At 64.9% G+C, this 21,457-nt stretch carries 10 protein-coding genes and 3 pseudogenes; 8 read left to right on the top strand and 5 right to left on the bottom strand.

Annotated features, from left to right (window positions below):
* Nucleotides 1-467: 467 nt before the first annotated feature.
* Nucleotides 468-1,250: a histidinol-phosphatase gene (gene hisN, locus AB8Z38_RS27680; protein ID WP_369720863.1), complete on the top strand. Its 783-nt coding sequence runs from the start codon at nt 468-470 to the stop codon at nt 1,248-1,250.
* Between the two features lie 168 nt (nt 1,251-1,418).
* Here the strand turns inward: hisN and AB8Z38_RS27675 are convergent.
* Nucleotides 1,419-2,308: pseudogene (locus AB8Z38_RS27675) on the bottom strand (LysR substrate-binding domain-containing protein).
* A gap of 97 nt (nt 2,309-2,405) precedes the next feature.
* Between AB8Z38_RS27675 and AB8Z38_RS27670 the strand changes: the two are divergent.
* Nucleotides 2,406-3,158: a sulfite exporter TauE/SafE family protein gene (locus AB8Z38_RS27670; RefSeq protein ID WP_369720862.1), complete on the top strand. Its 753-nt coding sequence runs from the start codon at nt 2,406-2,408 to the stop codon at nt 3,156-3,158.
* Between the two features lie 6 nt (nt 3,159-3,164).
* Here the strand turns inward: AB8Z38_RS27670 and AB8Z38_RS27665 are convergent, their stop codons facing one another.
* Entirely contained in the window at nt 3,165-3,797 is a 633-nt protein-coding gene (locus AB8Z38_RS27665) for a LysE family translocator (RefSeq protein WP_369720861.1), read from the bottom strand.
* A gap of 227 nt (nt 3,798-4,024) precedes the next feature.
* Here AB8Z38_RS27665 and AB8Z38_RS27660 point away from each other — a divergent pair, with 227 nt between their 5' ends.
* Nucleotides 4,025-5,821 (top strand): adenylate/guanylate cyclase domain-containing protein, encoded by a 1,797-nt coding sequence (locus AB8Z38_RS27660; RefSeq protein ID WP_369720860.1) that lies wholly within the window; start codon nt 4,025-4,027, stop codon nt 5,819-5,821.
* 187 nt (nt 5,822-6,008) lie between these two features.
* Entirely contained in the window at nt 6,009-8,780 is a 2,772-nt protein-coding gene (locus tag AB8Z38_RS27655) for a di-heme-cytochrome C peroxidase (RefSeq protein ID WP_369720859.1), read from the top strand.
* A gap of 196 nt (nt 8,781-8,976) precedes the next feature.
* Here the strand turns inward: AB8Z38_RS27655 and AB8Z38_RS27650 are convergent, their stop codons facing one another.
* Nucleotides 8,977-9,924, bottom strand: coding sequence for an alpha/beta fold hydrolase (locus AB8Z38_RS27650; RefSeq protein WP_369720858.1), 948 nt, complete (start codon nt 9,922-9,924; stop codon nt 8,977-8,979).
* Nucleotides 9,925-10,131: 207 nt separating this feature from the next.
* Here AB8Z38_RS27650 and AB8Z38_RS27645 point away from each other — a divergent pair, with 207 nt between their 5' ends.
* Both AB8Z38_RS27645 and AB8Z38_RS27640 read left to right on the top strand, forming a co-directional pair.
* Nucleotides 10,132-10,599, top strand: coding sequence for an Hsp20 family protein (locus tag AB8Z38_RS27645; RefSeq protein ID WP_369720857.1), 468 nt, complete (start codon nt 10,132-10,134; stop codon nt 10,597-10,599).
* A 331-nt stretch (nt 10,600-10,930) separates the two neighbouring features.
* Nucleotides 10,931-11,701, top strand: a complete 771-nt coding sequence (locus tag AB8Z38_RS27640; protein ID WP_369720856.1) for an alpha/beta fold hydrolase — start codon at nt 10,931-10,933, stop codon at nt 11,699-11,701.
* Nucleotides 11,702-11,933: 232 nt separating this feature from the next.
* Here the strand turns inward: AB8Z38_RS27640 and AB8Z38_RS27635 are convergent, their stop codons facing one another.
* Nucleotides 11,934-12,683, bottom strand: coding sequence for a hypothetical protein (locus AB8Z38_RS27635; protein ID WP_369720855.1), 750 nt, complete (start codon nt 12,681-12,683; stop codon nt 11,934-11,936).
* Nucleotides 12,684-13,172: 489 nt separating this feature from the next.
* Between AB8Z38_RS27635 and gltB the strand changes: the two are divergent.
* Nucleotides 13,173-17,905: pseudogene (gene gltB, locus AB8Z38_RS27630) on the top strand (glutamate synthase large subunit).
* Nucleotides 17,906-18,049: 144 nt separating this feature from the next.
* Nucleotides 18,050-19,500 (top strand): annotated as a pseudogene (locus tag AB8Z38_RS27625) (glutamate synthase subunit beta).
* 141 nt (nt 19,501-19,641) lie between these two features.
* Here AB8Z38_RS27625 and AB8Z38_RS27620 read toward each other — a convergent pair.
* Nucleotides 19,642-21,375: an outer membrane beta-barrel protein gene (locus AB8Z38_RS27620; RefSeq protein ID WP_369720854.1), complete on the bottom strand. Its 1,734-nt coding sequence runs from the start codon at nt 21,373-21,375 to the stop codon at nt 19,642-19,644.
* Nucleotides 21,376-21,457: the final 82 nt, after the last annotated feature.

Below are 21,457 nucleotides of genomic sequence, written 5' to 3'. Positions count from 1 at the left end.
GCGCCAACACGCGCGTTCAACTGAAAACAGGCCGAAAGAAAAAAGGGCCGCTTCTGATGAAGAAGCGGCCCAAGTCTAGGGAGGAAACGCCCAAGGAGGGCAGCGGTAACGCGAGAAGCGCTACCGCACCGCAACAATATGCGGCCGCGTCGCACAAAGTGCAAGGGCTTTTGAGCCGTTTCCCATGCAAAAACACATGGCTCAATTGCTCCCAGAGAAACCCAGATTCAGTTCCTTTGATAAGGAAATTCAATGGGTTGATAGCTGTTTGCATACGAACGAGGCAGGCTCGGAACTAAGCATTCAACTCAATGATCGATTGTTGCCCGAGAGATGGCCGGTCCGAGGCAATAACCGCCGCATCCGAAAATACCCGGGCGCAAGATCAAGACAGCGCTGCCTGTCTTCGGCAATTTGAGCTAGGCAGTTGCGAGCTTCACCCGACTTTCGTTTTGAGGATTCGGCCTGTGACGGTGATCGACTTCTCCGCCTTCATCGGACGGCTCGCCACCACGTCCGGCGAAACCATCCTGCCGTTCTTCCGCACCTCGCTGTCGATCGACGACAAGAGCAAGACCAAGGATTTCGATCCGGTCACGGAAGCCGACCGCGCCGCGGAAGCGGTGATGCGGCGGCTGATCAAGGCCAACTTCCCCCAGCACGGCATCGTCGGCGAGGAATTCGGCAATGAGCGCGAGGATTCGGACTATGTCTGGGTGCTCGACCCCATCGACGGCACCAAGTCCTTCATCGGCGGCTTTCCGATCTGGGGCACGCTGATCGCGCTGTTGCACAAGGGCGCGCCGGTGTACGGCATGATGCACCAGCCCTTCATCGGCGAGCGCTTCTCCGGCGACAACGGCTCGGCCATCTACAAAGGCCCGTCCGGCGAGCGCCGGCTCCAGGTCCGCCGCTGTGCCTCTCTTGCGGAGGCCACGACCTACACCACCAGCCCGCTTCTGATGAACGACCGCGACCGCGCCATCTTCGGCCGCATCGAGCAGGGCGCGCGGCTGTCGCGCTATGGTGGCGACTGCTACTCCTATTGCATGCTGGCGGCCGGCCACGTCGATCTCGTGGTCGAGACCGAGCTGAAACCCTACGATATCGCAGCCCTGATCCCGATCGTGACCGGCGCCGGCGGCATCGTCACCACCTGGGAAGGCAAGCCGGCCCAGGGCGGCGGCCGCATCATCGCCGCCGGCGATGCGCGGGTTCACGAAGAAGCCCTGAAACTGCTCAACGGCTAGTGACGTGGGGCTGGCGTGAAGCAGTGGCCGACGCGCTCTTAGAGCGCGGCGGGTGAGGGCTCTCCTCCTCTTGGGGAATCCTTCTCGCGGAGACACCCTCTCCCCAGCCCTCCCCCGCAAGCGGGGGAGGGAGCCGACCGCCCATATGGAAGCACATCGCATTCGGCCTCACACCGCCGCCGCGCGCAGATGCTCCACCAGCATCTTCGCGGGCCGCGGCAGTGTCTTGGAGCTGCGCGCGCAGATCACGAGTTTCCGGTTGGCCCAGGCGTCGCGCAGACGGACCGTGACGAGAGGCATCAGCCTGGCGCAGCGGCGGGCGGCGGCTTCGGGTACCAAGGCTACGCCGACGTCGGCGGCGACCATCTGGCAGATCGCGTCGAAGTCACGCAGCCGGGCGCGGTAATGCGGGCGCATGCCGAGCCGAGCCGCGTGCTTGGAAATATGGACCTGAAGCGCGGTGGCGCTGGTCAGTCCGATAAACTCGCAATCGCCCGCCTCCTGGAAATCGATCTGCCGGCGGCCGCCAAACGGACCGCGCCGCGACGTCACCAGCGTCAGGCGATCCTCGCTGAAGGCAAAGCGCTCGATATGGCCGGGCAGCGCGTGCTCGGCCGCGAAGCCGAGATCGGCAGCGCCGGCGGTGATGGCGGCCGCGATGTCGGTGCTCTCGCGTTCCTCGATGTCGATGGCGACGTCGCGATGCTCACGCAGGAAGCCGGCAAGCGCCTTCGGAAGATGCTCCGACAGCCCGGACGTGTTGGCGAGGAAATGCACGCTCGCCCGCACGCCGCTGGCAAAACCGGCGAGATCGCCGCGCATGGCATCGACCTGGTGAATGACGAGGCGCGCGTGGTCGAGCAAATTCTCGCCAGCCGCGGTCAACTCGACACCGCGACGCCCGCGCTTGAGCAGCGCGACGCCGAAGGCGTCTTCGAGCCCTTGATGCGCGCGCTGGCCGAAGCCAGCGCCAGATTCGACCGCTCCGCGCCGCGGGTGATGCTGCGCTGGTCGGCGACCGCGATGAAGAGCTGGAGATCGACCAGGTCGAAACGCATCAGTTGCCTCCCCAAATGCTAGCCTTCGTCGTGCACGAAGGCTGTCTCCGTAACCTCCAGATTGTGCCGGCGCGCGGCTTCGGTCAATGTGGGCGGCATGATCGACCCGCTCCTGATCCTCATCGCCGCCGTTTTCCTGATCGCCGGATTCGTCAAGGGCGTGGTCGGACTTGGGCTGCCGACCGTCTCCATGGGACTGCTCGCCGTGAGCATGGCGCCGGGGCGCGCGATCGCCATCGTGATCGTGCCCGCCATCGTCACCAACATCTGGCAGACCTTTGTCGGCCCGCATCTGCGCGACATCCTCAAACGGCTGTGGCCGCTGATGATCGGCACCGTGATCGGATGCTGGCTCAATGCCGGCGCGCTGACCGGACCCTATGCGCGCTACGGCACGCTCGTGCTCGGCGTGCTGCTGGTGGTCTACGCCGTCATCGGGCTGAAGAAGTTTCAATTCCGGGTCGCGCCGCAGAACGAGAAATGGGTCGGCGGCGTGGTCGGGGTCGTCACCGGCGTGATCTCGGCCTCGACCGGCGTGCAGGTGATCCCCTCGATGCCGTTCATGCAGGCGATCGGCATCGAGAAGGACGAGCTGGTGCAGGCGCTCGGCGTGTTCTTCACGACAGCGACGATAGCGCTCGCCTTCAACCTCACCGCGGGCGGCCTGCTCACGCCGGCCAACGCCGTGCCCGGCGCCATCGCGATGGCCTGCGCCTTTGCCGGCATGTTCATCGGCCAGTCGGTGCGGGCGCGGATGCCGGCCGAAGCCTTTCGCCACTGGTTCCTGATCGCGATGATCCTGCTCGGCGTTTATCTGGCGGGCAGCGCGCTGGCCAAGCAATTCGCGTGAGACAAGTTACCGCGTCTCCAGCATGGCGACGCGGATGCCGAGATAGATGAAGAGACCCCCGAGGGCCCGGTTGACCCAGGCGATCACGCCTTCCGATTGCCTCAGGCGGTGGGCGGCCCTCGCCGCGAACGCCGCCAGCACCAGGCACCACAACGTTCCCGTGCAGATGAAGATCAGGCCGAGCGTCAGGAACGCGAGCGGCTTGTGGGCGGCGTCGGCTGCGACGAATTGAGGCAGGAAGGCCAGGAAGAACAGCGCGACCTTGGGATTGAGCGCGTTGGTGAAGACGCCCTGGAGGAAAACCCGCCGCAGCGAACTCCGCTCCGCCTCGTGCTTGTCCGCCGCCAACGTTGGCCGCGACCACAGCATCTGAAGTCCCGTCAAGACGAGATAGGCCGCGCCGACCAGCTTCAGGATCGAGAACGCGGTGGATGAGGCCATCAGGAGGGCCGAAAGGCCGATCGCAGCGCCCGCGACGTGGAAAAAGCAGCCGCAGCTGATGCCGAAGGCGGCAGCGGCCCCGCCTCGCCAGCCCATCTGCATGCTGCGGCCGATGACGTAGACCGTATCCGGCCCCGGCGTGATGTTGAGCAGGATGCCGGACAGGACGAACAGCCAGATTTCGTGAATGCCCAGCATGCGAGAGGCTCCCGCCGCCCCGGCCGGGCGGTCTGAAGGGGATTCGGCTTAATCGGTTCGCACCGCGTCGTCCACTACCGGAATTGCGTGGGGTTTGTATCGAATTTGCAATGTGGATCATAGTTTCGCTCGGCCTCATCTGCTCTATAAAGGCCGGGTTCGTGAAATGCGGGATTCGAGGCGGCTGCCACCCCGTGGCTGGTCCCCCCTCCCTTGGAGCTCCGAGGATGGAAAGACGTCTGGCTGCCATCGTCTGCGCCGATGTCGCCGGCTATTCGCGGATGATGGGCAGTGACGAGGCCGGCACCCATGCCGCCTTCAAAGCCCATCGCAGCGCGATCCACCCCATCATCCTCAATCACGGCGGCCGCGTCGTGAAGAACACCGGCGACGGCTTCCTGCTCGAGTTTCCCTCCATCGTCGGCGCCGCCGAGGCGGCGGTCGCGATGCAGCTGCTGATGGCGGAGCGCAATCAGCATCTGCCCGCCGACCGCGCCATGCAGTTCCGGCTCGGCATCCACATGGGCGACGTGATCGCCGACGAGGACGAGGTGTTCGGCGACGATGTCAACATCGCCGTCCGCCTCGAATCCGTGGCGAGCCCCGGCGGCTTCGCCATCTCGGCCAAGGCCTACAAGGAGGCCAGCAAACATCTCACCGTGCCGCTGGTCGATGCGGGCAACCACCGCTTCAAGAACATCAAGGACCCGGTCGGCGTCTGGACCTGGACGCACGAGGGCGCATCGGCGCTTGCGCCCGCGCTGAAGGAGGCATCCACCCTCGCGCAGCAGAACCGGACCGCGATCGTTGGCGTGCTGCCCTTCGCCAATCTCAGCGACGCCCAGGACGAATATTTCTCCGACGGCCTGACCGAGGATTTGATCCACGCGCTGTCGCTGCAATCCTTCTATCGCGTGCTGAGCCGCAACTCGACCTTCGCGTTCAAGGGCAACAACGCGAGCACCCGCCTGATCGCGCGGGAGATCGACGCCACCTATTTGATCCAGGGTTCGGTGCGGCGCGCCGGAGCCAAGATCCGCGTCACCGCCGAGTTGATTGCACCGGAAACCGGCGAGCAGCTCTGGACCGGCCGCTACGACCGCGACATCGGCGACCTCTTCGCCATGCAGGACGAGATCACCACGAATCTGTCCGCCGCCATCGCCACCGAGATCGTCCGGGCCGAGGCCTCGGCGCCGGCGCGGCTCTCGACCGACGTGACCGCCTGGGACCGCTTTCTCAAAGGACTGTCGCACTATTACCGGCAGACCAAGGAGGACCTGAACGCCGCGGTCGAGCTGTTCCGGGAGGCCATCAGACTCGAGCCCAAACTGTCGATCGCACATGCCTATCTCGCCACCATCCAGCTCCAGAGCGTTCAGTTCGGCTGGGTCAAGGGCACGCGCCAGATGTGGGCCGAGGCGATGAGCCTCGCCGAAACCAGCGTCCGGCTCGACCCGCGCTCCTCCTTCGCCTTCTCGATCCTGTCCTGGGCGCACGCGCTGGAAGGCCATGACGAGGCCGCGATGGACGCCGCCAAGCGCGCGGTCGCGCTCAACCCCTACGACATGGGCGCGCGCGGCGTGCTCGGGATCTGCCATTTCGTCATCGGCGAGCATCGCCAGGCGATCGAGCTGTTTTCGATGGCAGCGCAGCGCGACAACAGCGACCCACGCTATCAATGGGCGGCGCTGAACGCGTTCAGCCATTATCTCGTCGGCCAATACGACGCCACGCTGTCGTGGGCTCGCGAGCAGCTCTACGTCAATCCGAACCACTTGCAGGCCCTTGCGATCCGCGCCGCGGCGCTGGCGCAGCTGGGACGGACCGGCGAGGCGGTCGAGGCAACCTCCGTGCTCCTGAGCAATTACCCGACCCTGAACGTCGACCGGCACTTGCGGAATTTTCACTGGAAGCGGCCTGAGGACCTCGCACATTACCGCGACGGGTTGCTGAAGGCCGGCGTGCCGCTCGGCAAGCTCACTTTGGTCCAGAGCGACGTCAAACGCGCCGCCGAATCCTGAGCGCAAGCCGCGCGTGCGCCGCGATCTCGCGCTGGACATTATTGACACGACCGTGAATTCGGCCACACTTCGTCACACGCGGAAGTAGTAACATTGCGCCGCGTCCGCGCAGTCCATTGGTTTGGAATTCCGCGCTCTATCAGAGCGTCCTGCTTTTCACGTATCGCTGTTTTCAGGATTTTGGGCCATGCACGATCCCACCTCGAAACCCTTCGTTCCATCGATCGAGGTCTCGCCTGACAATCCCTGTCCGTTCCTGCGCGGTCTCGTTGGCGAGGGCTTTGTTGCCGGCGGGACCGTCCCGCTCAACACCCTGTCGCAGAGCATCGGGGCGGCTAGCGGCGAGACCGGCTTCAGGAAGGTCCGGGCGCGGATTGCGGCTTATCTGATCGCTCTCGGCGCGAACGGCGCCCTCCATTTGCCGAAGAGCATCTTTTCTGGCGCACAACTCGATCAGCTGCGCAACGGCCCGCTGGACAAGCACGGCGCCGGCTCGCGGATCCTCAACGAGCACGCTGTGGTGCAGGAGAGCGAGATCGAGCGTCTTGCGAGCTTCGGCCGCGATTACCCCGATCCCTGCGGCGGCGTCGAGCGCGGCCTGAACGAAGCCGAGATCACCACCTATATGCGTGCGAACCTCGCGCGCGCAGACAACAAGCGCTGGTACTTCCCGATCCTGATGAAGGGCGAATGGCCGGTGCTGCTGAAGATCCTCGGCAAGGGCGAGGGCAAGAACCGATACCTCAGCGTGGCCGAGGTCCGGACACTGTTCGAAAAGCGCAAGCTTCCCGCTCGGATCGAGCAGCGGCTGCTCGACCAGCCGGTGCTGTCGCGCGGTCAGCACATCGCGCGCGGGATCGGCATCGCCGCAGCCGCGCTCGTGGTTGTCGCGCTGGCGATCGTGTTTGCGGTGGCCGAATTCCCCAACCAGGTTCGGGCGATCCTGCCCGAGAAATTCAAGGTGGCGCTGCCGCCGCCCCTGCCGCGGCTTCCCAGGACCACTACCGCCTATTGGCTCGAGCAGAACTGGTCGCTGGAGGACCGGTACTGGTTCCACCATGTGAGCCAGGGCACTGCGACATTCCCCATACCCTATGCCTGGTTTGTCGCGCTGGAGCAGCCGACGTTCAACCTGTTCAGCAGGAACGGCATGCTGAAGGACAGCGCCTATCTCGAGCGCTTCGGCTTCATCCCGAGCCCGCAGACCATCCACACCGACGAAACCACGCTCCGCCGCTTTGGCTATGCCAACGTCTACGACACGAACCCGGCCCCGCCGCCCTCAGGGCTCTGGAAGACGCCGGTCGAAAACGTGGACGGACTGCCGGTTGGGTTTGCGCGGCTGACCGGCGTCCTCGATCCCGCCTCGGGCCGCCGCGAGGAGGACAAGATCGGGCTGACCTGCGCGGCATGTCACACCGGCCATATCCGCTACAAAGGCGTCGATGTCCGCTTCGACGGCGGACCCGCGATGACCGACCTGAAGAAGCTCGAGCTCGTGACCGGCCTGTCGATCGTCTACACCTGGAAGCTGCCGACGCGCTTCAAGCGTTTTGCCGATCGCGTGCTCGGCCCGAATGCCAGCGACGTGGAACGTCACGAGCTGAAGCAGAAGCTCGGTGAGATCGGACAGTTCCTGCTCGACTGGCAGAACACGTATAACCAGACGATTGCCGGCAAGAAGACCTACGACGGCAAGGAGCAGCAGCGCGATACCGAGGAAGGCTTTGGCCGGCTCGACGCGCTGAACCGTATCGGCAACCAGGTCTTCTCGCAGGATTTTGCGCTCAGCGGTGTCGGCGGTTTCGAAAAGAACCTGCACGCTCAGGACGCGCCCGTCAGCTTCCCGCCGATTTGGACCGTGCCGTGGTTCAAGTTCGCGCAGTATGACGCGTCGATCGAGCAACCGCTGATCCGCAATGCCGGCGAGGCGCTCGGTGTCACAGCGCTGCTCAACCTGTCTGACGGCTATGCGCCGGACAAGATCTGGCGCTCGTCCGTCGCGCTGCAAAATCTGGAATGGATCGAGCGGCTCATAGCCGGCCCCGATACGCTGGCCGAGAAGAAGTTCAGTGGGCTCCAGGCGCCGAAATGGCCATCGCAGCTGTTCGGCGACAGCGCGTGGAAGATCGACGACGAGCGCGTCAGCAAGGGCCGAAAGCTTTACGCGGAGATGTGCGCGGGATGCCATCTTGGACCCGTCAACGACCCTGCGTTCGATCAGGATTATTCGGCGAAGAGCCTGTGGTCCCCGGATTCCAAACGTTGGGAAACCAGCGGCACCAGCAAGGTGCTGGATCCGATCCAGATCCCGGTTACGCATGTCAACACCGACCCGGGGCAAGCCGAAGTGCTGATGAAGCGGACGATCGAGGTGCCCGGTTTCCTCAAGGTCGACCCCACACGCCAGCTCACTGCCTGGTGGGACTGCAAAGGTCTGAAGAGCACGGCCGAGATGCCGTACTCGCTCGCGCTTATGACCACCGTTGATCTCGTCGCGCGGAAGTGGATGAGCGAGGCGCAGATGCCGCAAGAGCAGCAGAAGGCGTGGTGGGGCGCGCGACAGAACTGCCCCAACCCGACGCCCGTGGCGGTCTATCGCACGCGGCCATTGAACGGCGTCTGGGCCACCGCACCCTATCTGCACAACGGCTCCGTACCCTCGCTCTATTGGTTGCTCAAGCCCGCGGCCGAGCGTCCGAAGAAATTCTGCATGGGCATGCGCGACTACGATCCGAAGCAGGTCGGCTTTGCCGTGGTCGACGGCGAAACATGCAAGACCGGCGAAACGCAATTCACGACGACATGGCCCGACGGCAGGGCCGTTGCCGGCAACAAGGTGGAGGGCCACTCGTTCGAGGGCGCGTCGGATGCGCCGAAGAAAGACGGTGTGATCGGACGCGGGTTCAAGGATGACGAGGAGCGCTACGATCTGATCGAGTATCTGAAGACGCTGTAAGCTGCCGCTTGACGTCGCTTGCTTGCAGGGAGAGGTCCGACTTCATCTCCACCGTCATTGCGAGCGAAGCGAAGCAATCCAGAAATATATCCGCGGAGGCAGCCTGGATTGCGTCGTCGCAAGGGCTCCTCGCAATGACGGAGGATGAGGACTCTCCGCGAGCGCAATTCTCACTGCTCCCGCGGAGACTTCCCTCTCACTTGAACAGCGGCGTGCCAGGCACGAAGGCGTCGAAGGCGGCCCAGAATTGCGAGCGGTAGCGGTCCTGCTCCTGGAGGATCTCGTGCTTCGAGCCGGCGATCACGAGATGAGAGCCGGCGCGCAGATGATAGGCGAATTCCTCGATCGCCGCGGTCGAAACCACGGTGTCGTTGGATGCCGCCAGCATCAGGATCGGCTGGCGGATTTCGGACGGATAGCTCATGCCCTTGAAGGTTTTCATCGCCCTGAAGGCCGTATCGGCCCAGGCAACGGTCGGTGATGCCAGGCCGAGCGTCGGATCCTCCTCCAGGATCGCAGCATTGCGCGCGTAGCGCACGGGGTCGCTGGTAAGGGGATTGTTGATGAAGGGGGCGAGCCCGGTGAGGCGATCGCTGCCGCCGGGAACGTAGCTGCCGCCCTGCCCGGTCAGGCGCATCGCCTTGAGCAGCGCGCGTACCGGAAACGAGGTGGCCCGGCCGGGCAGGTCGATCATCGGCGCCGACAGCACCATGCGATCGAACCAGCGCTTGCCTGCATGCGCCACCCGCAGCATCACCGCGCCGCCCATCGAATGGGCGAGCGCGAAGAAAGGCGGCGGGCAATCGGGCAGCACCACCTGCTGTACGAAGCTCTCGACGTCGATCTCGAAGTCCGCGAAGTCGCGCACATAGCCCTTGCGCGGATCGCGCAGCCGGCGCGAGGAATGGCCCTGCCCGCGCCAGTCGATCATCGCCACCGCGAAGCCGCGATCGCGCAGGTCGCGCACGGTCTCGAAATACTTTTCGATCTGCTCGCTACGGCCGGTGAAGACGCAGACGGTGCCCTTGCGGTTCGCCGGCGGCGCCCAGCGCGCGAAGCGCAGTTCGGCGCCGTCGGGCGTCTTGATGGTGCCGCTGACGACGTCTTCGGGAACGGGATTGGACGGAATCGAGATCAGCGTCATGATTGGAGGGGCTGCTGAAGATCAAGGGGCGGGAGCGCCGAAAAGGCGCGAGTGCCGCCCTCTTGAACGCAGTTTCCCAAAACCCATATCATCACCGTGCAGGCCGCTACCAGTGTTTCGGAACCGGAACATCAGGCTGCACACAGACGAGGCCCGGCCCGATAGGCGGGCGGGTTACCAACAGTCGCTCAATGGAGGACTTGAACCATGCGTACCTACGATCTGACCCCGTTCTATCGTTCCACCGTCGGCTTCGACCGTCTCTTCAACCTGCTCGACCAGACGAGCTCGGACGGCAGCCCCGGCTATCCCCCCTACAATATCGAGCGCACCGGCGAGAACGCCTACCGCATTACAGTCGCGGTCTCCGGCTTCGCCAAGGATGAGCTCTCCATCGTCGCGAAGGAAAACACGCTGACGATCAAGGGCGGGAAAGTCGCCAACGAGAACTCGAAATCCGAAGTGCTCTACCGCGGCATCGCCGCGCGTGCCTTCGAGCGCGCCTTCCAGCTCGCCGATTTCGTGCAGGTGAAGGATGCCTCGCTCGAGAACGGGCTGCTTCACGTCGATCTCGTGCGCGAGATTCCCGAGGCCAAGAAGCCGCGCCAGATCGCGATCAACACCAGTGCGCAAGGCGCCCAGGCGATCGAGAACTCGGCCGCGCAGGCCGCGTAAAGCACGTAAGCCACTTCCAGGTTGCGAGAACGCCCCGGTGCCCCGGGGCGTTTTTTTTCTTTGATGAACTCCCGCCCCCATCGTCGTCCTGGCGAAAGCCAGGACCCATTACCCCAAGGAGAGATTTGACGAAGACTTGTTGTTCGGTACTCCGGCCGCTCAGGATCGATAGACCTCGCGATATGGGTCCTGGCCTTCGCCAGGACGACACCTTGTACTTGGTCGCTTATTGCACTTTTTGCACTGCATCACAGGGCAGTGAGGAGGCGTAACGCCGCCGCCGCGTGCTCCGTCCTTTGGGGATCGAACCCAAAAAAGACGGAGAACGATCATGACTTTCTGGCGCAGCCTTTTCGTCGCCGCGAGCCTGCTGGCAGCCCCCGTCAGCCTTGCCCACGCCCAGACCGCGCAGACCGTGAAGGCGAAGAACGTCGTGCTGGTGCACGGCGCCTGGGCGGACGGCTCGAGCTGGTCGGAGGTGATCCCGATCCTCCAGGCTGCGGGGCTCACCGTGACCGCCGTGCAGAATCCGCTGTCATCGCTGGCGGACTCCGTCGAGGCGACCAAGCGCGCACTGGCCGAGCAGGATGGTCCGACCGTTCTGGTCGCACATTCCTGGGGCGGCACCGTGATCAGCCAGGTCGGCACCGATCCGAAGGTCACCGCGCTCGTCTACATCGCCGCACGCGCGCCCGATGCGAACGAGGATTTTGTCGCGCTCTCGAAGCAATTCCCGACCGGCCCCGTCCGTGCCGGCATCGTCGAGCACGACGGTTTTACAAAGCTCGCGGAAGACGCCTTCCTGAAATATTTCGCCAACGGCATCGCGCCGGAGCGCGCCAAGGAGCTCTACGCCGTGCAATGGCCGACGGCGGCCTCGATCTTTGCGGGCCGCACCACCGAGGCCGCCTGGCATTCGAAGCCGAGCTGGTACGCGGTGTCGAAGAACGACGACACCATCAATCCCGACTTCGAGCGCTTCCTTGCCAAGCGCATGAATGCCACCACCATCGAGCTCGATGCCGGCCACCTCTCGCTGGTGTCGCATCCGAAGGAGGTGGCGAACTTGATTTTGGAAGCGGCGGGGTATGGACGGAGCTGAGTGGCGGTTGTCACGATGCAAAAGGCGCCTGAGTGCTCAGGCGCCTTTTGTTGGCACAACTCTCTCCCAGCCGTCGTCCCGGCGAAGGCCGGGACCCATAACCACAGGGAGAAGTTTGACGGCGATTCTGAGTTCGGTACTCCCACCAGACTTAAACCTCGCGGTATGGGTCCCGGCCTTCGCCGGGACGACCGGCTGAGTTTGGCTGCTCCGTCGCGTCAAACGATCCGCGCTACTCCAGTCCCTGCGCCGCCGGCATATCCTGGGTCGGCAGGATCGTTGGAGCGGGGTTGGCCTGACCGATCGTTGGCGCGACAGCTTGTGGCGCATCGGCGGGCTTCGCGGCGGCCGTTTGCTGCACGGGCTGCGCCTGGGCCTGTTGCGGCGCCGGCGCCGGCGCGGTCGGCTTGATGGCGGCGACCGGCGCCTCGCCGCGGGGCGGGGCGGCCTTCGGCATCGGGACGGTGCGACTGGCGACATGGGGGATCGAGGCGGGCGGGCGCGGCGGCCAGCCACGGATGGCGATCGGCGGCGGCAGTGCGCTTTGCGGGCCGTAAGGCGCAACGGCGTGCTCCTCATAGGGAGGCGCCATGCCGTAGGCATCAGCGGCCGGCATGAACCGCAAAATCCGCCCGTCGCGGGCGTCGATCACCAGCCGGCCGTCATCGCCGCGGCGGTCGATCACCGCGATGGTGTAGACGGCGCCGCGCAGGCGCGGGATCCCGAGCGGGGAGAAGCCGTTGTCGCGCAGCACTGTATAGACCTCGGTGGCCGGCAGCAGCGCCGGGCCGCGCTCGTCAGAGCGATAGCCGTAACGCGGCGGCGGTGGCGGGGCGGCTTCTGCCGGCTCGTAGGGTCCATCGAAATCCGAGACCGCAACGTAGGGCCCTGGCGCCACTCCGTTCGCCCGCACTTGGGACTCAGCGGCTGTTGCCACCAGCGCCAGCGCGGCGGCGGCCACACATCCTGTGAAAAACTTCATGGTCGACACGCTCCTGTCAGGCCCCCGAATGCCTCGCGCGCTTTCGCTTCTTGCGGCTTGGCGCGCCTTTCGAGGGTTGATCCGAAGCTTCATTGGGGATTTCGGCGTCGGCGCGGCCGGATCAGGGCGCGTTTGCTTCAAAACCGGGGCCGCGCGCCATGCGGAAAGCGGCGATTGACACTTCGGGAATCGGGACTTCCGCGCGCTTGTGTGTTACACAAAAATTTGGCAAGGTGGTTGTTAGGACAGGAAGACTGTCTCAATTTTGCTTGCGGTTCCGGCATAGGGATTGCAACGAAAATCGGTGCTTTCGAGCGCCAGGAAGGCAACAGGCAAAGCCGTTCTCGGGGACGAAGAGCGCCTTGGCCTGAATTTAAGAAAATGCGGCTCGCAACGGACGAGCGGTGGCCCAGAAGCGGGTGCCGCGGAACGCCCAAGGTGCGCCGAAGATCGCGGTGAGGCAGCTTGCCGCATGGAGAGGACGAGGACATGAACGGGTCGCAATTCGAGCGCGCAAACATCGTGGCAGAAGAGCTGTCGGCGACGGTCGCCTCGAAAACGACTGATCCGATTCAGGAACACAATTCGCGCCCGCCGGCCGAAGGCCTCTACGATCCCTCGCTCGAAAAGGATTCCTGCGGCGTCGGCTTCATCGCCAACATCAACGGCCAGAAATCGCACGAGATCGTCGCGGACGCGCTGAGCATCCTCTGCAACCTCGAACACCGCGGCGCTGTCGGTGCCGACCCGCGCGCCGGCGATGGCGCCGGCATCCTGGTGCAGATCCCGCACGCCTTCTTCAGCCGCAAGGCCAGGGAGCTTGGCTTCGCGCTGCCCAATCCCGGTGAATACGCCATCGGCGCGCTGTTCATGCCGCGCGACACCGCCTGGCGCAATGTCATCAAGAGCATCATCGCCGACCAGATCAAGGAAGAGGGCCTGACCCTGCTCGGCTGGCGCGACGTGCCGACCGACAATTCCTCGCTCGGCGTCACCGTGAAGCCGACCGAGCCCGCCTGCATGCAGGTGTTCATCGGCCGCAACGGCACCGCCAGGACCGAGGACGATTTCGAGCGCCGGCTCTACATCCTGCGCAAGTCGATCTCGCAGGCGATCTACCAGCGCCGCGACCGCGGATTGGCGGGCTACTATCCCTGCTCGATGTCCTGCCGCACCGTGATCTACAAGGGCATGTTCCTCGCCGACCAGCTCGGCAAGTACTATCCCGATCTGCACGAGAAAGACTTCGAGAGTGCGCTGGCGCTGGTGCATCAGCGCTTTTCGACCAACACCTTCCCGGCGTGGTCGCTGGCGCATCCCTACCGCATGATCGCCCATAACGGCGAGATCAACACGCTGCGCGGTAACACCAACTGGATGGCGGCGCGCCAGGCCTCGGTCAGCTCCGAGCTCTACGGCAAGGACATCAACCGGCTCTGGCCGATCTCGTACGAAGGCCAAAGCGACACCGCCTGCTTCGACAACGCGCTCGAATTCCTGGTGCAGGGCGGCTACTCGCTGCCGCACGCGGTCATGATGATGATCCGGAAGCATGGGCCGGCAATCCTCTGATGGATGAAACGCGCCGCGCCTTCTACGAATATCACGCCGCGCTGATGGAGCCGTGGGACGGCCCCGCCGCGATCGCGTTCACCGACGGCCGCAAGATTGGCGCCACGCTCGACCGCAATGGATTGCGGCCGGCACGCTATCTCGTGACCAAGGACGACCGCATCGTGATGGCGTCCGAGATGGGCGTGCTGACGATCCCCGAGGACCAGATCATCACCAAGTGGCGGCTGCAGCCCGGCAAGATGCTGCTGGTCGACCTCGAACAGGGCCGGCTGATCCCCGACGACGAGATCAAGGCCGACCTCGCCCGCAGCCATCCCTACAAGGAGTGGCTCGAGCGCACCCAGATCGTGCTGGAAGATCTGCCGAAGGTGCCGACCACCGGCGTGCGCTCGAACCTGTCGCTGCTCGATCGCCAGCAGGCGTTCGGCTACAGCCAGGAAGACATCACCATCCTGATGACGCCGATGGCCTCGATCGGCGAGGAAGCGGCCGGCTCGATGGGCAACGACACGCCGATCTCGGCGCTGTCAGCCCGGGCCAAGCCGCTGTTCACCTATTTCAAGCAGAACTTCGCGCAGGTCACCAATCCGCCGATCGACCCGATCCGCGAGGAGTTGGTGATGAGCCTGGTCTCGATCATCGGGCCGCGGCCGAACCTGTTCGACCTGCAGGGCCTTGCCACCACCAAGCGCCTCGAAGCGCGCCAGCCGATCCTGACCGACGCGGACCTCGAAAAGATCCGCTCGATCTCGGACGTGGCCGAAACCCACTTCAAGTCTCGCACACTCGACACCACCTTCCACGCCGGCCTCGGTGCGGCCGGCATGGACCAGGTGCTGGACGAGCTCTGCGCGCGCGCCGAAAGCGCGGTGCGCGAAGGCGTCAACATCATCATCCTGTCCGACCGCATGGTCGGTACCGACCGGGTGCCGATCCCCTCGCTGCTGGCCTGCGCCGCCGTGCATCACCATCTGATTCGCACCGGATTGCGCACCTCGGTCGGCCTCGTCGTCGAATCCGGCGAGCCGCGCGAAGTGCACCATTTCGCCTGCCTCGCAGGCTACGGCGCCGAAGCGATCAATCCCTATCTCGCGTTCGAGACCATCGTCGCGATGAAGGACCGCCTGCCCGGCTCGCTCGACGATTACGAGATCGTCAAGCGCTACATCAAGTCGATCGGCAAGGGCCTGCTCAAGGTGATGTCCAAGATGGGCATCTCGACCTACCAGTCCTATTGCGGCGCGCAGATCTTCGACGCCATCGGCCTCAAGGCCGACTTCGTCGGAAAATTCTTTGCCGGCACGCATACCCGCGTCGAGGGCGTGGGTCTCGCCGAGATCGCGGAAGAGGCGGTGCGCCGCCATGCCGACGCGTTCGGCGATGCGCTGGTCTACAAGACCTCGCTCGACGTCGGCGGCGAATATGCCTATCGCAGCCGCGGCGAGGACCATGCTTGGACTGCGGAGTCGGTCGGGCTGCTGCAGCATGCCGCGCGCGGCAACTCGCTGGAGCGCTACCGCGCCTTCGCGAAGATCCTCAATGAGCAGTCGGAGCGCCTGCTGGCGCTGCGCGGCCTGTTCCGGGTCAAGAGCGCGGAGGAGGAAAAGCGCAAGCCCGTCGCGCTCGACCAGGTCGAGCCGGCCAAGGACATCGTCAGGCGCTTCGCCACCGGCGCGATGAGCTTCGGCTCGATCTCGCGCGAGGCGCACACCACGCTCGCGATCGCCATGAATAGGATCGGCGGCAAGTCGAACACTGGCGAAGGCGGCGAGGAAGCCGACCGCTTCAAGCCGCTGCCGAACGGCGACAGCATGCGCTCGGCGATCAAGCAGGTTGCGTCCGGCCGCTTCGGCGTCACCACGGAGTATCTGGTCAACTCCGACATGATGCAGATCAAGATGGCGCAAGGCGCCAAGCCCGGCGAAGGCGGCCAGCTGCCCGGCCACAAGGTCGACGCGACCATTGCCAAGGTCCGGCATTCGACGCCGGGTGTCGGCCTGATCTCGCCGCCGCCACACCACGACATCTACTCGATCGAGGATCTGGCGCAGCTCATCTACGACCTCAAGAACGTCAACCCGACCGGCGACGTGTCGGTGAAGCTCGTCTCCGAGATCGGCGTCGGCACGGTCGCGGCCGGCGTCGCCAAGGCGCGCGCCGATCATGTCACCATCGCAGGTTTCGAGGGCGGCACCGGCGCTTCCCCGCTGACCTCGATCAAGCATGCCGGCAGCCCCTGGGAGATCGGTCTCGCCGAAACCCACCAGACGCTGGTGCGCGAGCGGCTGCGCAGCCGCATCGTGGTCCAGGTCGACGGCGGCTTCCGCACCGGCCGTGACGTCGTGATCGGCGCGCTGCTCGGCGCCGACGAGTTCGGCTTTGCCACCGCGCCGCTGATCGCGGCCGGCTGCATCATGATGCGCAAGTGCCATCTCAACACCTGCCCGGTTGGCGTCGCGACGCAGGACCCCGTCCTGCGCAAGCGCTTCACCGGCCAGCCCGAGCACGTCATCAACTACTTCTTCTTCGTCGCGGAAGAAGTCCGCGAGATCATGGCGAGCCTCGGCTTCCGCACCTTCAACGAGATGATCGGCCAGACCCAGTTGCTGGACCAGACCAAGCTGGTCGCGCACTGGAAGGCCAAGGGGCTCGATTTCTCCAAGCTGTTCGTGCGGCAGAAGGAGGAGAAGGGCCAGAAGATCTACCACTCGGAGCGCCAGAACCATCATCTGGAGGCCGTGCTCGATCGTTCGCTGATCCAGAAGGCGACGCCCGCGCTCGACCGCGGCGCACCGGTGAAGATCGAGGCCGCCATCAACAGCACCAACCGTTCCGCCGGCGCGATGCTGTCGGGCGCGGTCGCCAAGATCTACGGCCATGCCGGGCTGCCGCATGACACCATCCATGTCAGCCTGAAGGGCACCGCGGGCCAGGCCTTCGGCGCGTGGCTGGCGCAAGGCGTCACCTTCGAACTCGAGGGCGAGGCCAACGACTATGTCGGCAAGGGCCTCTCGGGCGGCAAGATCATCGTCAAGCCGCCGAGGAACAGCAGCATCGTGCCGGAAGAGAGCATCATCGTCGGCAACACCGTGATGTACGGCGCGATCCAGGGCGAGTGCTATTTCCGCGGCGTCGCCGGCGAACGTTTCGCCGTGCGCAATTCCGGCGCGGTCGCCGTCGTCGAAGGCGCGGGCGATCATTGCTGCGAATACATGACCGGCGGCATCGTGGTCGTGCTCGGCAAGACCGGGCGCAACTTCGCGGCCGGCATGTCCGGCGGCATCGCCTATGTGCTGGACGAGACCGGCGAGTTCGACAAGCTTTGCAACATGGCGATGGTCGAGCTCGAGCCGGTGCTGTCGGAAGAGCTGATCAACGCCGGCACCTATCATCACGCCGGTGACCTCGAGGCGCATGGCCGCGTCGACGTGTTCAAGAACCTGCTCGCCTCCGACGTCGAGCGGTTGCACGTCCTGATCTCGCGCCATGCCAAAGCGACCGGCTCCAAGCGCGCCGCCGACATCCTTGCCAACTGGAAGGATTGGCTGCCCAAATTCCGCAAGGTGATGCCGGTCGAGTACCGGCGCGCGCTGCGCGAACTGGCCGCCAACGCGGACGCCGAGCCGAAAATCGCGATCGGGGCCTAGGCATCACACCCCGTCATTGCGAGCGAAGCGAAGCAATCCAGACTTTCTCCTCGGAAGCAGACTGGATTGCTTCGTCGCAAGAGCTCCTCCCAATGACGGTGAGGAAACAGCAAACGAGTTAGAGCGGCAGGGACTTCGGGTTTAATGGGCAAGATCACGGGTTTTCTCGAAATCGAACGGCATGACCGCAAGTACACACCGGTCGCCGAGCGCGTGAAGCATTTTCACGAATTCGTCGTTCCCCTCTCCGAAAAGGAAACGCGGGACCAGGCCGCGCGCTGCATGAATTGCGGCATTCCCTATTGCCACGGCACCGGCTCGGTCGCGCCCGGCACGCCCGGCTGCCCCGTCAACAACCAGATCCCCGACTGGAACGATCTCGTCTACCAAGGCAATTGGGAAGAAGCCTCGCGCAACCTGCATTCGACCAACAATTTTCCGGAGTTCACCGGCCGCATCTGTCCGGCGCCGTGTGAAGCCTCCTGCACGCTCAACATCGACGACAACCCGGTCACCATCAAGACCATCGAATGCGCGATCGTCGACCGCGCCTGGGACAATGGCTGGCCAAGCCGGAGGTCGCCGCCGTCAAGACCGGCAAGAAGGTCGCGGTGATCGGCTCGGGTCCGGCCGGCATGGCCTGCGCGCAACAGCTGGCGCGCGCCGGCCACGACGTGCATCTGTTCGAGAAATACGCCAAGGCCGGCGGCCTGCTTCGTTACGGCATTCCCGACTTCAAGATGGAGAAGGGCATTATCGACCGCCGTGTGACGCAGATGGAAGGCGAAGGCGTCACCTTCCACTACAACAGCCATGTCGGCGTCGACGGCAATGTCGATCCGCGCGAGATGCTCAATGAGTACGACGCGGTTGCGTTGACCGGCGGCGCGGAAGCCCCGCGCGACCTGGCGATCCCCGGCCGCGAACTCGACGGTATCCATTATGCGATGGATTTCCTGCCGCAGCAGAACCGCCGCGTCTCCGAGGAGCCGCTCGGCGGCGTCAAAGAGATTCTGGCCGGCGGCAAGCATGTCGTCGTGATCGGCGGCGGCGACACCGGCTCCGACTGCATCGGCACCTCGCTGCGCCAGGGCGCGCTCTCCGTGACCCAGCTCGAGATCATGCCCGCCCCGCCCGAGCACGAGAACAAGGGCCTAACCTGGCCGAACTGGCCGCTGAAGATGCGGACGTCCTCCAGCCAGGCCGAAGGCGCCATCCGCGAATTCGCGGTGCTGACCCAGAAATTTTCCGGCGAGAACGGCAAGGTCAAGAAGCTGCACTGCGTGCGCGTCGACGACAAGTTCAAGCCGATTGCCGGCACCGAGTTCGACCTCGACGCCGACCTCGTCCTGCTCGCCATGGGCTTCGTCCATCCCGTGCACGAGGGCCTGTTGAAGCTGCTCTCGGTCGAGCTCGATCCGCGCGGCAACGTCAAGGCCAACACACTCGACTACCAGACCTCGCGCCCGAACGTGTTCTCGGCCGGCGACATGCGCCGCGGACAGTCACTCGTGGTGTGGGCGATCCGCGAGGGCCGGCTGTGTGCCAGGTCGATCGATACGTTCCTGATGGGGAAGACCGATTTGCCGCGGTAAGCTTTAGGCGAGCTAATTACCACAACCGAGGCTGTCATCGCCCGCGAAGGCGGGCGATCCAGTATTCCAGAGACGGTAGTGATCGAGTCGAGAAGCCGCGGCGTACTGGATGCCCCGCCTTCGCGGGGCATGACAGCGGAATTAGTTCTGCAGCCTCACCCCGACCATCACCACCGTGCCCTGCGAGCTTGAGCCCGGCTGGTTTGAATCCAGGATGTCGTGGCGCAGCGTGCCCTTGATCCAGACGTTGCGGTTGAGCTTGTAGATCAGATTGCCTTCGAGCGAGTAGGTCTTGTCGTTGCGGTTCTGGCCCTGGTAGTCGAGCGTGCCGTAGGTGAATTTGCCCACGGCCGTGAGCCAGCGCCGGAAGTCGTGGTCGACTTCGGCGGAATAGGTGCGCACCAGCACGCCGGAGGAGCCGGGGATCGTGGTCTCGGCGATCTGGGTGTCGGTGAAGAATTTCACCGTGGTTAGGCCGCTGGCGTTCCAGATCAGCGAGCCCGTGGTCAGGAAGCCCGCGAGCTGGCTCAGCCGCGGATCGACATAATTGCGCGCGGAATAGCCGACGGAGATTTCGCCGGTGAGGATGCGCGAGAACTCGAACGACGAGCCCACCTTGGCATAGCCGCCGTTCGAATCGCGGAGATAGCCGTTGCGGTCGGCGGCCTGATCGTGAACGCGGCTGTCGCCCTGGACCTCGACGAACGGCTTCAGTCCCGGCTTCAGCTCGTAGGAGAAGCGGCCGACGCCGCCATACTGGTTGAAGTCGCGATCATTGTTGCTGAAGGTCGAGCCGTCGGTGAGCTTTGAATCCGTGTAGGCGGTGCGATCGACGGTGGCGCCGGCGGCGACCTGGAAGCGATTGAAGGTCTGGTCGAAGCCGAAGGTGCCGCCATAGCTGGCGTAGACCGGATATTTCTGCAAGCCCGCCTGCACGTTGGGGCTGCCGGGATTGTCGGTGGCGAGCCGCAGCCGCAGTTGCGAGGTTAGCTTGAGATCGCGATCGACGTCGAAGCGACCGTCAACATGACCGGTGAAATCCGGGCGATCGATATCGACCGGCGAGGGCGAGGCAAAGCCGTCGATCGTGGCCGGCATGTTGTTGGTGTAGCCCGAGAATGAGCCGCGCAAATCGGCAACCAGCGCATGGCGCTCCCAATCCGACATCACCAGGAGATCGGGCGCAACCACGTAGACCGGCGAACCGATCGGCTTGTTGAGCCGCGCCGGATTGGTGTCGTAGCCGGCCGAGAGCTCGAGGCCGCCCTTGATCAGGAAGCTGCCGGCGTAGTCGCCGACCGCCCCGAACGCATCGTCGTCGGCCTTGAGGCGGCGGCGTAACGGCTGACCGGGCACCGTGCCGGCCATCGCCGCCGGCACCGGCGCCTTATGCGCGGTCTCGGACGGTGGCGGCGCGATGCGCGGCGGGCCGAGGCTTCTGTCCGGTGTCGCCGGCGGCAGCGGCGAGCCGGGACCGGCGGCACGCTTCGGCTTCGGCTGTCCCGGATAGAGCTTGGGTTGCTGGCGCTTGCGATTGAGCGAGTCGTAGCCGGAGCTGCTCGCGCCGTTGGCGGCAGGCAGGCCGTAGGTCGGGACCTGACCGATGCGCGACGGCGCGGGCGTCTCGCGGCGCTTGCGCGGATCGTCGTTGGGATCCGGCTCCGCATCCGACGGCGGTTGCGGCACGGCGGCCGTGCGACGCGTCGGCAGCGTGTCGGGCGCGGCGAAGCCGCCGCGGGTGGGATTGAAGAGCTCGGGCGTCAGGGTCTGGGCGACCACGGGCGCAGTTTCCAGCGCCGCCAGTAGCAGGCATGGCAAAGCGGCGCGAAAGGCGAACGCGCGATGGCTCCGGCCCCTACCTGGAGGCGACCCCACGATGGAATAACTCCAACGAAATCAGCTACTTCAACGACGATCCTCCGCGAACCGCGGGAACCATCGTTAATGGAGTTAAAAC

Origin of the sequence: Bradyrhizobium sp. LLZ17 (assembly GCF_041200145.1) — a bacterium.
Classification (GTDB): Bacteria; Pseudomonadota; Alphaproteobacteria; order Rhizobiales; family Xanthobacteraceae; genus Bradyrhizobium.
The sequence above is the reverse complement of the archived record's forward strand: the minus strand, read 5'-3'. Positions and strand labels throughout refer to the sequence as shown.